General features: G+C 40.5%; 11 protein-coding genes. 8 read left to right on the forward strand and 3 right to left on the reverse strand.

The genetic code is table 11. The features are described from left to right. Nucleotides 1-2: 2 nt before the first annotated feature. Together NEE14_RS00865 and fmt are read left to right on the forward strand one after the other, a co-directional pair. Nucleotides 3-1,793: a chloride channel protein gene (locus NEE14_RS00865; RefSeq protein WP_251968306.1), complete on the forward strand. Its 1,791-nt coding sequence runs from the start codon at nt 3-5 to the stop codon at nt 1,791-1,793. A gap of 5 nt (nt 1,794-1,798) precedes the next feature. Beyond that, complete coding sequence (gene fmt / locus NEE14_RS00870; RefSeq protein WP_251968305.1) at nt 1,799-2,773, forward strand: methionyl-tRNA formyltransferase; 975 nt, start codon at nt 1,799-1,801, stop codon at nt 2,771-2,773. A 64-nt stretch (nt 2,774-2,837) separates the two neighbouring features. Here the strand turns inward: fmt and NEE14_RS00875 are convergent, their stop codons facing one another. Both NEE14_RS00875 and NEE14_RS00880 read right to left on the reverse strand, forming a co-directional pair. Then, nucleotides 2,838-4,220, reverse strand: coding sequence for a DUF4270 domain-containing protein (locus NEE14_RS00875; RefSeq protein WP_251968304.1), 1,383 nt, complete (start codon nt 4,218-4,220; stop codon nt 2,838-2,840). A 9-nt stretch (nt 4,221-4,229) separates the two neighbouring features. Then, the gene (locus NEE14_RS00880; protein ID WP_251968303.1) at nt 4,230-5,048 is read right to left on the reverse strand and encodes a glycogen/starch synthase; all 819 of its coding nucleotides are present in this window, start codon (nt 5,046-5,048) and stop codon (nt 4,230-4,232) included. Nucleotides 5,049-5,147: 99 nt separating this feature from the next. On the opposite strand from NEE14_RS00880, the gene panC reads away from it, so the two are divergent. From panC to NEE14_RS00900, 4 genes are all read left to right on the forward strand, one after another. After that, entirely contained in the window at nt 5,148-5,987 is an 840-nt protein-coding gene (panC, locus tag NEE14_RS00885; protein ID WP_251968302.1) for a pantoate--beta-alanine ligase, read from the forward strand. Nucleotides 5,988-6,002: 15 nt separating this feature from the next. Further along, complete coding sequence (panD, locus tag NEE14_RS00890) at nt 6,003-6,353, forward strand: aspartate 1-decarboxylase (protein ID WP_251968301.1); 351 nt, start codon at nt 6,003-6,005, stop codon at nt 6,351-6,353. Between the two features lie 202 nt (nt 6,354-6,555). Continuing rightward, nucleotides 6,556-7,065: an NUDIX hydrolase gene (locus NEE14_RS00895; protein WP_251968350.1), complete on the forward strand. Its 510-nt coding sequence runs from the start codon at nt 6,556-6,558 to the stop codon at nt 7,063-7,065. A gap of 30 nt (nt 7,066-7,095) precedes the next feature. Then, a complete protein-coding gene (locus NEE14_RS00900) occupies nt 7,096-9,144 on the forward strand; it encodes a M13 family metallopeptidase (RefSeq protein WP_251968300.1) in 2,049 nt (682 codons plus the stop codon). A gap of 103 nt (nt 9,145-9,247) precedes the next feature. Here the strand turns inward: NEE14_RS00900 and NEE14_RS00905 are convergent, their stop codons facing one another. Continuing rightward, entirely contained in the window at nt 9,248-10,903 is a 1,656-nt protein-coding gene (locus NEE14_RS00905) for an IS1182 family transposase (RefSeq protein ID WP_338578715.1), read from the reverse strand. Between the two features lie 393 nt (nt 10,904-11,296). On the opposite strand from NEE14_RS00905, the gene NEE14_RS00910 reads away from it, so the two are divergent. Both NEE14_RS00910 and NEE14_RS00915 read left to right on the forward strand, forming a co-directional pair. Continuing rightward, entirely contained in the window at nt 11,297-12,637 is a 1,341-nt protein-coding gene (locus tag NEE14_RS00910) for a hypothetical protein (protein WP_251968074.1), read from the forward strand. Nucleotides 12,638-12,664: 27 nt separating this feature from the next. Further along, a complete protein-coding gene (locus tag NEE14_RS00915) occupies nt 12,665-14,260 on the forward strand; it encodes an OmpP1/FadL family transporter (RefSeq protein WP_251968075.1) in 1,596 nt (531 codons plus the stop codon). The last annotated feature ends 202 nt before the right edge of the window (nt 14,261-14,462 follow it).

Genomic DNA, 14,462 nt, shown 5'->3' on the forward strand with positions numbered 1-14,462 from the left:
ATATGACAACAGAAAAGGGATGGTTTTATAAGTTTCTTGTTTGGCGGGCAAATAATATAAAGGAGAAACACTTTGTATTGATTGTCAGTTTTCTTGTCGGAATCTGTACGGCAGCTTCCGCTATCATCTTGAAGAATCTGATTCATTTTATTCAGCACTTATTGTCTGTAAACTTTGAAGCAGATCAAGTCAATTATCTGTATTTGCTGTATCCGGTACTAGGTATCTTGTTGTCCGGTTTGTTTGTGAAATATGTGGTACGAGATGATATCAGTCATGGTGTGACTAAGATTCTGTATGCAATTTCTCAGCGGAAGAGCCGGATCAAGCCTCACAACATGTGGACTTCTATTGTAGCAAGTTCTGTAACTATTGGCTTTGGTGGTTCTGTCGGTGCTGAAGCCCCGATTGTTTTGACTGGTGCAGCGATTGGTTCTAATTTAGGCCGTTTGTTCAAGATGGAGCAAAAGACGCTGATGTTACTGGTTGGTTGTGGTGCGGCTGGTGCGATTGCCGGTATTTTTAAGGCTCCAATTGCTGGACTGGTGTTTGTGATAGAAGTATTGATGCTGGATTTGACTATGACTTCGGTCTTGCCTTTGCTGATTACCTCTGTAACTGCTGCTACGGTTTCTTATATTTTCACAGGAACTGAAGCTATGTTTAAGTTCTCGCAGACGGAAGTTTTCGTTATTGAACGCATACCTTATGTCATCCTTTTGGGGATTTTCTGTGGCTTGGTTTCTCTGTATTTTACGCGGGTGATGAATTGGATAGAAGGTGAGTATCGCCGTTATGGTACAACTTATTTACGTAAGTTCATGATGGGCGGTATTATGTTGAGTTTGTTGATTTTTATCTTTCCTCCGTTATACGGTGAAGGCTATGATACGATTGGACTGTTATTGAACGGACAATTTGCCGGATTGATGGATAATAGTATGTTTTATCCGTTGAATGGTTCTTATTTTGGCATTGTGATATTTTTAGGACTTATCCTTCTGACGAAGGTTTTTGCCTCGAGTGCTACGAATGGAGGTGGCGGTTGTGGTGGTATTTTTGCTCCTAGTTTGTATTTAGGGTGTATAGCAGGGTTTATTTTTGCTCATGTAAGTAATTATTTCCCTTTTACCATGTATCTCTCTGAAAAGAATTTTGCTTTGTTGGGAATGGCTGGAATTATGTCAGGCGTTATGCATGCTCCTTTAACTGGAGTATTCCTGATAGCAGAACTGACCGGAGGATATGATCTTTTTCTTCCGTTGATGATTGTCTCGATAGGCTCTTATATTACCATCCTGATGTTTGAACCTCATAGTATTTATTCTATGCGTTTAGCCCAGAAAGGTGAATTATTGACGCATCATAAAGATAAAGCTGTCCTGACATTATTAAGTGCGGATAATGTGATTGAGCGTGATTTTCAGATTGTTTCTCCCGAGATGACATTGGGCGATATGGTGAAAGTGATAGCTCGTAGTAGCCGAAATACATTCCCGGTGGTAGATGATCGAGGTATTTTGTTAGGAATCGTTCTGCTGGATAATATACGGAATATTATGTTCCGTCCGGAATTGTACAATCGTTTCCGTGTTTCCAAATTTATGGTCTCTGCTCCTGCCAAGATTGTTGTCAATACGCCGATGGATCAGATTATGCAGATATTTGATGATACAAAGGCATGGAATTTACCGGTAGTCGACGAAACGGGCAGGTATATGGGATTTATGTCAAAATCAAAAATATTTAATTCTTATCGGGAAGTTTTGGTTGATAATTTTTCAGGTGATTAATATATATGAAGAAAGAAGATTTGAAAATTGTATATATGGGGACACCCGACTTTGCCGTAGAAAGTCTGCGGGCTCTTGTGGAAGGCGGTTATCGGGTAGTGGGTGTAATAACGATGCCAGATAAACCCATGGGGCGACATGGAAGCGTATTGCAGTCGAGTGCAGTTAAGAAGTATGCTGAATCTGTCGGTTTGCCAGTTTTGCAGCCGGAAAAACTGAAAGATGAAGCTTTTCTCGAGGCTCTTCGGGCCTGGAATGCTGATTTGCAGATTGTAGTTGCTTTTAGAATGTTACCTGAAGTGGTTTGGAATATGCCTCGTTTGGGTACATTTAATCTTCATGCATCCTTGCTTCCTCGTTATCGTGGTGCTGCTCCTATTAATTGGGCTATTATTAATGGTGATACGCAAACTGGGGTAACAACATTTTTCTTGGATCACGAGATTGACACGGGTAGTATTATCATGCGCGAAGCATTACCTATCTCAGATACAGATGATGCAGGAAGTTTACATGATGCCTTGATGGCGTTAGGAGCACAAACTGTTCTGAAATCTGTTGATCAGATTATAGACTGTAATGTTGTTACTTATCCTCAAAAAGACTTATATGATGGGGTTTCAGAATTTCTTCCAGCTCCTAAAATTTTTAAGGAGACTTGCCGGATAGATTGGAATAAGCCATTAAAGAACTTGTATGATTTTGTGAGAGGCTTATCGCCTTATCCTGCTGCCTGGACGGAGTTAGTCACAAGTGATGGAAAAAGACAGGTGTTAAAGATTTATCAAACCGAAAAACGTCTGGTTCAACATCAATTATCAGCCGGTACAATTCAGTCGGACGGAAAAAGTTTTGTTGATGTAGCAGTTGATGGAGGTTATCTGCGCTTATTATCTGTTCAATTAGCAGGAAAGAAGCGGATGGATATCGTTGCTTTCTTAAATGGTTTTAAGCAGATCGCGGGTTGTCACGTTGAATAAAGGGAATTAAAGGGCATATATACAAAAAGAGGAACCGATTGGAGGTTCCTCTTTTTGTGTTATTTTAGTCGTTATATTTACTTGTCAGTACAACCATTTGCATGGACTCTTTATCCTTTTTTAATCGGACACCGGCCGGTTTCATGTAATTGGTAATAGATGTAGTGACTGGTTTTGACTCGCCGTAATAGTTGTTTGAATTTTGTGTTCCACGAGCCACAGGAATAATCAATAACCTAAGGTCTTCATTAGGCTTACTTTCTACATGCTTTTTCAGTAGGTTAGAGATATTACCGAATGAATATGTTTTAGAGCTTGATGTATAAGAGGCCAGATAGGCAGTAACGCTATCTTCTATCTTATTGTTTAAGAAGAAGCTTTGTACAGAATCTTCAGGCAAAAGCAATACATAATCAGGTGCTTCAAAAGCATATAACCATTCTTCCTGAGGCATTGCTTTTACTGAAAAATTAAGGCCATTTATAATACGTCCTTCAATCTTTTCGCTAATGACGGATGTCGGAACAATCACCTTTGTGCATACGCCTGCTGGACTTTTTATATAAGCATATTCATCGTTCGGCTGCAGTAATTGTTCGATATTTCCATTTTCTACTTGATTCATCTGAATCACCTCTTTCGTTACATTAAATTGTTCTCGGGTGTGGATAATGGTATCGTTGCCTGCACTTGTTTTTGACATATATTTGTAATATATGAAGAATGATGATTGCGCTACTTCCAAGATGTTGCCTGTTCCGAAACCTGTCGTTACATAAAAACCGGGGAAGAAATTATTAAAGGCTTCCTGATTGTGGAACGAGTTCGGATTATTAATTGTCTCATCATAAAAACTCTGGGCGACGTCAGTGTTAATCCGGATACGGACATTGGGCGTATAATAATTAGGATCGCTTGTGTCTGTAATTTTTCGAATAGAATCAGAAATACTTAAATCATATGCTGTGTAAGTTTTCTCTCCTATCAGCGTCTGCAAGTCACAATATTCCGCAGGATCCATATTGGTGTAATAATTACGGTCTAGCGGTTTCGTTACTTTATATATTTTAGCCTGCATAGGTGCCAATGAATCTCCTACATATCCTCCATTATTATACATAATGAAAAAAGCCATCGAATCGACTTTCCCATCAATAGGTTCATGGGCAAATTTATAATCTTCCGGGCAATAAAACTGACAGATATAATCTGTTTTCAGGTTACCATACAGAGGATCGTATATTTGACCTAACAATCCGTTTACAGTACGGGCATATACCGAATCCAATTTGATAGTCGATGCTTCAACTTGAAATGTATCCGCATAAACAAAAGAACGGTCTCCCTCCGGCTGAATACTTGGTCCAACCTGGCTCAATTCATCATTACACCCGCTAAACAGCACACCACCGAAAGCGAGCCCAAGTATAAGTCTTTTTAAATCCATGTTAAATAACTATTTAGATTCCAAAACGACATCGTAGAATTTATTAAATTCATCCATGTACGTTTCAGGTGATTGATACGGTAAAAATGGAGTGTCAGATTTAGTCTCGATGTATTTCATAATATCCGGATGGATGGTCTCACTTCCTTGAATGACACCGTCAGCAAAGTCGATAGCTAATTTAGAAAGACCGACAAAACTGGTATCTTTACGTAAATTCTCGACGTCAGCTTCCTGAGCTTGGTCCATAATCAGTTTATCAGCCAAACTTTGTGCCAAAGGCTTTTTGAAATCATCATTGTAAACGGAATAAACAATTTTGGCGTTTCGTACGCACGGATCATCAGCATACATGCGTTTGATGTACAATCCTGTAAGAGCCGACATCCAACCATGGCAATGTATTACATCCGGAATCCAACGTAGTTTTTTTACAGTTTCTATTACGCCACGTACATAGAATATGGAGCGTTCATCGTTGTCTTCATATTCATTCCCATTTTCATCAACAATGGTAGATTTACGTTGGAAATAATCGTCATTGTCAATGAAATATACCTGCATACGGGCAGCTTGTATAGATGCAACCTTAATAATCAGCGGATGATCGGTATCGTCGATAATCAGATTCATTCCCGAGAGGCGGATTACTTCATGTAATTGGTTACGACGTTCGTTAATGTTACCAAATTTAGGCATGAAAGTTCTGATTTCGCGGCCTCGTTCCTGAATTCCTTGTGGAAGATTCCGGCAGATTGTTGCAATTTCAGATTCCGGTAAATAAGGGGTGATTTCCTGAGCTATAAACAAGATTTTTTTTGCATCCATTCTGTATTTTTCTTTTATTTAGACGGTACAAAGATAGTAAAAATCTTTTATTTCTGATAATTATTTTGTTGCTTTGCACCGTTTTTAAGCATCTATAAGATGAAAATAGTAAGTTCTATCAAAGATTTAAAGAATTTCTTGGCTCTTGAGCGAGAGAAAGGTAAGAAAATCGGCTTGGTTCCTACAATGGGGGCTTTGCATGCCGGGCATATCAGTTTGGTAAAGCGCTGTGTGGCCGAAAATGATATTTGCGTAGTTAGTGATTTCGTGAATCCGACTCAGTTTAATGATAAGCATGACTTGGAGACTTATCCACGTACGCTGGAGGCTGATTGTGCTTTGCTTGAACCGGTTGGTTGCGATTATGTTTTTGCTCCGTCAGTAGCAGAAATGTATCCAGAGCCTGATACGCGCGTATTTGATTTAGGTCCGGTTGCAGCCGTGATGGAAGGTCCTCGGCGTCCGGGGCATTTTAATGGTGTCGCTCAGGTCGTTAGTAAACTTTTCTATATTGTTGAGCCAGATAACGCTTATTTTGGTGAAAAAGATTTTCAGCAGATCGCTGTTATTCGGGAAATGGTGAGACAGTTAAATTTACCGGTTCATATTGTAGATTGCCCGATTCAGCGGGAAGCAGATGGATTGGCTTTGAGTAGTCGGAATACTCGTTTAACACCCGAACAACGTCAAAAAGCACCGGTAATTGCCCGTACATTAAAAGAAAGCACTACCTTTGTACCCGCGAAGAGTGTTCAGGAGGTGATTGATTTTGTTGTGAATACGATCAATCAGGTTCCGGAAATGAAAGTGGAGTATTTCGAAATTGTAGATGGTCATACGATGCAGTCTATCAAGAACTGGTCGGATACGACATATCCCGTAGGCTGCATAACCGTTTATTGTGGCGAAGTACGTCTGATTGACAATATTAAATATTAATCATAGAGGTAAGAGATGTATATAGAAGTTGTTAAATCAAAGATTCATCGGGTGACGGTTACTGAGGCCAACTTAAATTATATTGGAAGTATTACGATTGACGGCGCTTTGATGGAAGCGGCTAATCTGATTCCAAACGAGAAGGTTTCAATTGTTAATAATAACAATGGAGAACGTTTTGAAACGTACGTCATTAAAGGTGAACCTGGTTCGGGGGTTATCTGCTTGAATGGGGCTGCTGCCCGCAAGGTTCAACCGGGAGATATTGTCATTATTATGTCATACGCATTGATGGATTTTGAGGAAGCAAAGACATTCAAACCGGCCGTCATTTTCCCGGATACGGCAACGAATCGTCTGATTTAGCAAATTCTGCTTCGTGGTGAAGAGTTCTGAAAAATAAACGCGTTTTGTGCAATACAAGTTGTGTCTGCATTCAAAGGCGGTGTTTTTTTAGAAGAATCAGGATATTTTTATAAACGATTCTCGTGGGATTCAAAAATGATACCCTCGAGAATCATTTTTGATTCTCGAGAGATCTTTGCTTAGTCAATGATGGAATAAAATGGTGAAGGAAGAATGGTTCCCCTTAGTGAATGAAGAAGGGGAGACGATAGGAAAAGCAACCCGCAGAGAATGTCATAGTGGATGCAAATGGTTGCATCCCGTTGTTCATTTGCATATTTTCAATGCTGCTGGTGATCTGTATTTGCAGAAACGTTCGATGACGAAGGATATTCAGCCCGGAAAATGGGATACGGCTGTGGGAGGTCATGTGGATTATGGAGAGACGGTTGAAAATGCTTTACGCAGAGAGGTGCGCGAAGAATTAGGTATTACTGACTTCAAACCGGAATTTCTGATGCGGTACGTCTTTGAATCAAAAATAGAGAAAGAATTAGTTAATACATTCCGGACTGTATACGAAGGTCCGTTTTTCCCTGATCCGGAGGAGATCGATGAAGGTCGTTTCTGGTCTCGTGCGGAAATAGCTTCTCAGCTTGGAAAAGGAGTTTTTACTCCAAACTTCGAGAATGAGTACAGAAAGATTTGCATGTTAGGTGCACAATTTAAATGATAATCGTTTAAACAAAAAGAATATAGTAAGATGAAAGTGAAGATTATGTTCCCGCTTATGGCAGCAGGACTTATGGCGCTGGCGGGATGTGGCAACAACGCCCAAAAGACAGATGGACAATCTTCTTGTAAGTCTGTTAATTTGGCAAATTTGGATACGACAGTAGCGGCGGGTGCAGACTTCTATCAGTATGCTTGTGGCGGCTGGATGAAAGAACATCCTTTGAAACCGGAATTTTCCCGTTATGGCGTATTTGAACAGTTAATGGAGACAAACCGCGAACAACTTCGGGCTTTGGTAGAAGAACTGAAGGCTGCTCCGCAGGAAGAAGGCAGCGTCGCCCAGAAAATTGGTATGCTGTATGAACTGGCTTTGGATAGTGTGAAGACGAATGAAGACGGCTTCGAACCCGTAAAAGAAGAACTGGCAGCTATTCGTGACCTGGGTACCAAGGCTGAATTGTCGAAAATGGTAGCATATTTGCATAAAGAAGGCATCACTCCTTATTTTGCTCTTTATGTTGGAGCTGACGAAAAGAACAGTTCTATGAATATTGTCCAGTTGTATCAGGCTGGATTAGGAATGGGTGATCGTGATTATTATCTGCAGAATGATGAGACTTTCAGCAAGATCCGGGAGGCTTACAAAGCTTATATTTCTCGTTTGTTTGTATTGGCCGGCCATTCTCCAGAACAAGCTGATGCAGCTGTAACTGCTGTCATGAATGTTGAAAATGGAATTGCTAAGATTTCATTCTCACGTGAAGAGATGCGCGATTCACAAAAGAATTACAATAAAATGTCGTGTGCAGATTTTATTAAATCAAATGATGCACTTGACTGGAATGCTTATTTCTCAGCAATGGGCTTGGATAGCATACCTGAATTGGATGCTAAGCAGTTTGCTTATTATAAGAAACTGGGCGATTTCTTAAAAACAGTTTCTTTAGACGATCAGAAGTGCTATTTGGCATTTAATTTATTGAGAGCTGCTGCTCCTTATTTGAGTGACAATTTTGTAAATGCCAACTTTGATTTCTATGGAAAAACAATGTCAGGAAAGCAGGAGTTGGAACAACGTTGGAAACGTGCTTTGTCGACTGTAAATGGCGTATTGGGAGAAGCTGTTGGTCAGATGTATGTGGCTAAATATTTCCCTGCCAGCTCGAAAGAAAAGATGCTGACATTAGTGGGTAATCTTCAGAAGGCTTTAGGTGAACGGATTAATAACTTGGAGTGGATGGGTGATTCGACAAAGCTGAAAGCTCAGGAAAAACTGGCTGCTTTTACAGTGAAGATTGGTTATCCTGACAAATGGAGAGATTATTCCGCTTTAGAAATTAAGCAGGACTCTTATTGGGCAAATGTTAGACGTTCTTCTATCTTTGAAATGGATTATATGTTGGCTGATGCCGGCAAACCGGTAGATAAGTCTCGCTGGTATATGACTCCGCAGACTATCAACGCATACTACAATCCGACTACTAACGAAATCTGTTTCCCGGCTGCTATTCTTCAGCCTCCGTTCTTCGATCCGGAAGCCGATGATGCTATCAACTATGGGGCTATTGGAGTCGTTATTGGACATGAGATGACACACGGATTTGATGACCAGGGGCGTAATTATGATAAGGAAGGTAATCTGACAGACTGGTGGACAGCCGACGACGCTACTCGATTTACAGAACGGGCTAATAAGCTGGTCGCTCAATATGACAATATTCTTGTATTGGATACGATGCATGCTAATGGTAGTTATACGTTAGGAGAAAACATTGCTGACCAGGGCGGTTTGCTGATTTCTCATCAGGCTTATCTGAACAGCCTTCAAGGACAGACTCCTGCTGTGATCGATGGCTTTACGGGCGAACAGCGTTTCTATTTAGGTTACGCAACTTTATGGGCACAGAATATCCGGGATGAAGAAATTGTTCGTCTGACGAAGATGGATCCGCATTCATTAGGTAAATGGCGTGTGAATGCAGCCTTGAAGAATATAGACGCATTCTATGAGGCTTTTGGAATCAAAGAGGGTGATGCTATGTATATGCAGCCTGCAGACCGGGTTAATATCTGGTAATCTTTGTCTGTCAATAAGTAATTAGAAAATATGAAAGAGGGTGTGTCGTAATACGCGATTCACCCTCTTTTCTTTATCAACGATAAGAGCGTAGTTAACTTTTTCAGGCAGCGATATTCTGAAGATAATCTCGATTATTTTGTTCCCAATAGCTTAAATGAGCGGTAATAAGGCCGTAAAGGTGTTTAATTGGCCAATTTATACCCTCTTTATTCATCTTGGTACACATCTTTTTTATATTGAAGGCGATGGCCAGGAAGGAAAAGTCCATGAGAACCTTGTCCTTTCCAAAATGACGGAAGCGCTTGTAGTTCATGTTGAATTTTATCTGTCCAAATACAGCTTCCGGTTCTATGCACCTTTGCCCTCTGTGTTTCAGCCCTTCTTCGGAACAGAGAAGTTCCCGGGCTTTCTGTTTGTATATCCAGAGTCGGTGATTCAGTTCTATCGTCCTGTTTCCTTTAGCTTTAAAACACAGACATCTTAACGGACATCCTTCGCATCTGACAGCCCTATACCTGGCATATTCGACTACATATCCGGATTCGGTTTTCGTATGCCTGGTGCCTGCCCTCTGCATCTTTTGTCCCATTGGACAGACACAGTAATCCTGTTCTTCATTGTAGAAAAAGTTTTCGGCTTTAAAAGGATTCGGTTTAAATCTTGGCCGCTGCTCCATGTGGAAATAATTGTATTTGACGTATGCTTCCATCCCGTTTTCCGACATAAAGTGGTAATTCTCTTCTGATCCGTAACCGGAATCAGCAACCACCGTATGAGCCAACTGGCCGTATCTGTCGGCAAAGGACTTCAGGAAGGGAATCATCGTCAAGGTGTCAGTCGGATTCGGGAAAAGAGAATAATCGATAATGAATTGATTTTCCGTAGCAATCTGAAGATTATATCCGGGTTTTGTCTGACCGTTGCGCATGGCATCCTCCTTCATTCTCATAAAGGTGGCCTCTTTGTCTGTCTTGGAATAAGAGTTGCGGTCCTGAAGATTGTCCAGATGGTTATTGTATTCCTGAAGCTTATCTCTATGTGCTTCCAGTTCTTTCAGCTGCCTGCGTTTCTTTCTCAGTGCAGATTTCTGCTCTTTCGTGGATGGTTCTGAAGCCTGTTCAAGGGCATTGCGTAATTCTCCTGCCATTTCTGTCAGCATGGAAGGGGAAAACTCAATTTCCTCGTTGTTTTCCGAAGCTTTTTCCTGAGCGATGACGTCATCTATTTGGCTTAACAAAACACTGATTTTCTTCATCAGTCGTTCACGGTTTCGCTCAACGCTCTTCCGCCATACAAAAGTATATTTGTTGGCCTTGGACTCAATCTTTGTTCCGTCAATATATTCCACATTCAGACTGATGAAACCTTTGGATGAAAGCAGAAGTACGGTTTGGGTAAACACTTCGTTAATTTCCTTCTTCACCCGGTTACGGAAACGGTTGATAGTAATGAAGTCCGGTTTCTCATAACCGGCTAACCATATGTAATGGATATCACGACGAAGATGCTTTTCTATTTTCCGGCAGGAGTATATATTGTTCATATAGGCATACAAGATAACCTTTAGCATCATCTTGGGATGGTAAGGACTACGGCCGTATTCTTTGTATAACTTCCTGAAACCTTCAAGATTCAGGCTTTCAACCAAAGCGTCAACCATGCGTACAGGATCGTTTTCTGCAATATCTTCATCGATTCTTTGCGGAAAAAGTACCGTTTGGTTGGGAGTGTATGGACGAAAATGTATCTTTGTCATATGTGTAAATCTTTATGCTTAAAGATACAAAATCTTTAGGTAATAACAAAGCCCCAGCTTGTGAAAGTCGGGGCTTTGTGCTAAAAAAGAAGGTGTGCTTTTTGACACACCTTCTTTTTTGTTGACGAAAATATCTACTCTTTGCAGCAAAAAATCATGTTGTTGCATCTATTCTTATGAGAGAGATAGAAATGGTCTAAAATGAATGTTAAAGTTGTGAGTTTTGATATGACCTAATAGACAAATAGTTATATTTGTAACTAGAATAAAAGGTCTGTTTCGCAAACGAAGCTTGCAAATATATAATAAGCTCAAAAAGACTTTGTTTGATTAAACGAAACAAGATAGGTTGAGTCAAAAGAGTAACAGGCAATAAATTAGGAGGAGAAAAATATGAAACCTAAAAAATTAACATCCTTGATGGTGATGCTTCTGTTGGCATTAAATGCAACAGGGCAGGAGCAATTCTTCGATGATGTTTATTATTCTTCGAGCCATTCGAAAGAAAAGGCTTCGGAAGAAAAAAACATAAAGGAAGAAGAAGTGAAGAGCGATGATCTGGATGCTGAGCCGACAGAGACGGTTTTGCCAAGTAGCTATACTCGTTCTGATACTGCTGAAGAACGAGATGTTGATGAGTACAATCGTCGTTATTCAGGATATGATGAAGATACATATGCTGTAGAGGAAGATACTGCGCAGGAACCCGAGAAAACGCAAGTGACAGTAGAACCAGAACGTCGTTCAGATTTGGAATACAGTGAGCGTATTATCCGTTATCACTCTCCGAGTAAGATTTCGATTGTGGGAGCGGATCAGGTAGATTTATACTTGGAAGACGGTTATTATGCTTATGATTATGACACGGATTATGCGAATGGGACAACCAATGTTTCTGTAAATTTCAACTTTGGTTCACCTTGGTATTCATGGGGTTGGTATGATCCTTGGTTCTACAATCCTTGGGGTTATTATTCATCCTGGTGGTATCGTCCGTATTATTGGGGCTGGGGCGGCTGGTATGCCGGTTACTATAGTCCTTGGTATGATCCATGGTGGGGTCCGTCATGGGGATGGGGCTATTACGGATATTATGGAGGATATTATCCTTATCATCATTATTTCGCTTATGCTCCGACATATTATCACAGATATGATAATGGTCGTTCTTCTTATGGCCGAAATGGTCGTTCGAGTGGTTATACGGCAAGCAGTAGTAATAGTCTGAGAAGTTCTGGCCGTTATTCTTCTGGCCGTAATGCGGGATATGTGACTTCCTCATCTTCTGGTCGTAGTTCCGGCCGTTATTCTTCAGGGAATTCAACTTCATTGAAGAGTTATGCAGCCAGCGGCCGTTCAAGTGGTCGTTCGAGCGTTGGTCGTGGATCTTCTTCAAGTACAATTGGATCTTCTTCAATCACGCGAGGAAGTGGTCGCAGTAGTGGAATTACTTCATCTTCAGCTCGTACACGCATAAGCAGTAATTCGGCGGCATCTTCTGGTCGCAGCAGCTATTCTACGGGTCGCAGTAGTTATTCTACAGGCCGTAGTAGTGGTACTTTCAACAGCCAGATAAATTCGCAGTCAAATCGTACAACGAGAAGTTTCAGCGCGCCGTCCAACTATGGAAGTGGCCGTTCAAGTGGCTCATTTAGCAGCGGCAGCATGGGCGGAGGTCGTTCAAGTGGAGGCGGTTTTAGCGGTGGTGGCCGTTCAAGTGGAAGAGGTAGATAATTTAAGGTTGATTTTGATTTAGGAGTAATGAAAAAAGTATTGACAATAGCATCAGCACTGGTACTAAGTACTGGTGCTGCTTTTTCTCAAGGTCTTACAGATGCTTACAAGTATGTACCGAATGGTGATTTGAATGGTACAGCCCGTAGTATGAGTATGGGCGGTGCTTTTGGCGCTTTGGGCGGTGATATATCTGTTTTGAATAGTAATCCGGCAGGTTTAGCTGTTTATCGTAGTTCGGAAGTAGTTGTAACGGCCGATGTGACTATGGCTTCAGCAAAGACAAACTGGCTGGGAAATAGTACGACTGCTGATAAAACCAAATTTAATTTTGATAATATTGCTTATGTAGGCTATTTCCCAACAGGAAATGATTCTGGATTATTAAGTTGGAATGTGGGCTTTTCATATAATAGGTTGAAAAATTATACTCGGAATTATTCCTTGCGCGGAAGTGGTGATATGGGTGCTTCTTTGGCAGATTATGTGGCTGCTCGTGCCAATAAAGGAAGATTGACTCCCAATGATATTGATTTTCGTAAAGATGGGAATGGCAATATTACGTATGATCCTTATGAATCAGTAGGCGACTGGTTGTCTGTCTTATCAAATGATGCTGGTTTCTTAAATTATAATGGAAAACAGTACGAATCATCTTTACGTAGTACAGCTGGTATTCCTTATACACGTTCAAATACAGAAATGCATGTACAGGAGTCAGGAGCTGTTGATCAGTACGCTTTGGCTTTTGGAACGAATATATCAGACTTCTTGCTGTTAGGAGCAACTGTATCGATAACTGATCTTCGTTATGATTTGTATTCATACTATGCAGAAGACTATGCATCCAATAAGAATAGCTATATTGAACTGAAAAACAATCTGACTACAAAAGGAACAGGATATGGCATTAACATCGGTGCAATTTGTCGTCCGGTTGATTTCTTGCGTATAGGAGTTGCCTATAATTCTCCTACGTGGTATAAAATGACTGATTATTATAATGCTAAGGGGGCTTCAGATATTGAATCATTGCCAGATAAATATGAAGCGAATTCGCCTGTAGACGCATATAGCAAATATAAATTCCGTACACCTGATAAATGGATTTTCAGTGCGGCAGCCATCTTTGGGCAGACAGCATTATTGAGCGTTGATTACGAAGTTATGAATTATCGCCGGATGTATTTGTCGGATGATTATGGTAATGCCAATGTTGAAACAAATAATGAAATAGATCAGAAATTAGGTATAGCTAATACACTTCGTGTTGGAGCGGAAGTTAAAGTGACTCCTCAGTTTTCCGTTAGGGCAGGTGCTTCGTGGTCAGGATCCGGTATGAGTTCAACATTAAGGAACGGAGATGCAGAAGTCATTACTGTGGGAACATTGCCACATTACACGTTGACAAACAACATTACCAATTATACTGTGGGTTTTGGATATCGCTTTACTCCGCAGTTCTATGTTGATGTAGCTTGCGTACTCAAAAACGTAAAAGAAGATGCATATGCATTTTCAACACTTTATTCTGATTCGGGAGAGACAATGGTGCAAGCAACTCCTTCATCATTGAAGACCAGTTCGACACGCGTAGCGTTGACATTGGGCTATAAGTTCTGATTCCGTTAGTAAAAAGTATAAGTTTTGTCCTTAAAAATCCCTTATTCGTACAAAAATGCGGATAAGGGATTTTTTATTTCTAAAAAAATTGGTGAAATAAAATGTTTTATGTTACTTTTGCATAGTAATAAAATATGTTTAACTCTTAAACCCCGATCGCCTATAGCATAACATTACTCGTAGAAATCATAAAAATAGTAGT

It is taken from the genome of Parabacteroides sp. AD58 (assembly GCF_023744375.2).
Classification (GTDB): domain Bacteria; phylum Bacteroidota; class Bacteroidia; order Bacteroidales; family Tannerellaceae; genus Parabacteroides; species Parabacteroides absconsus.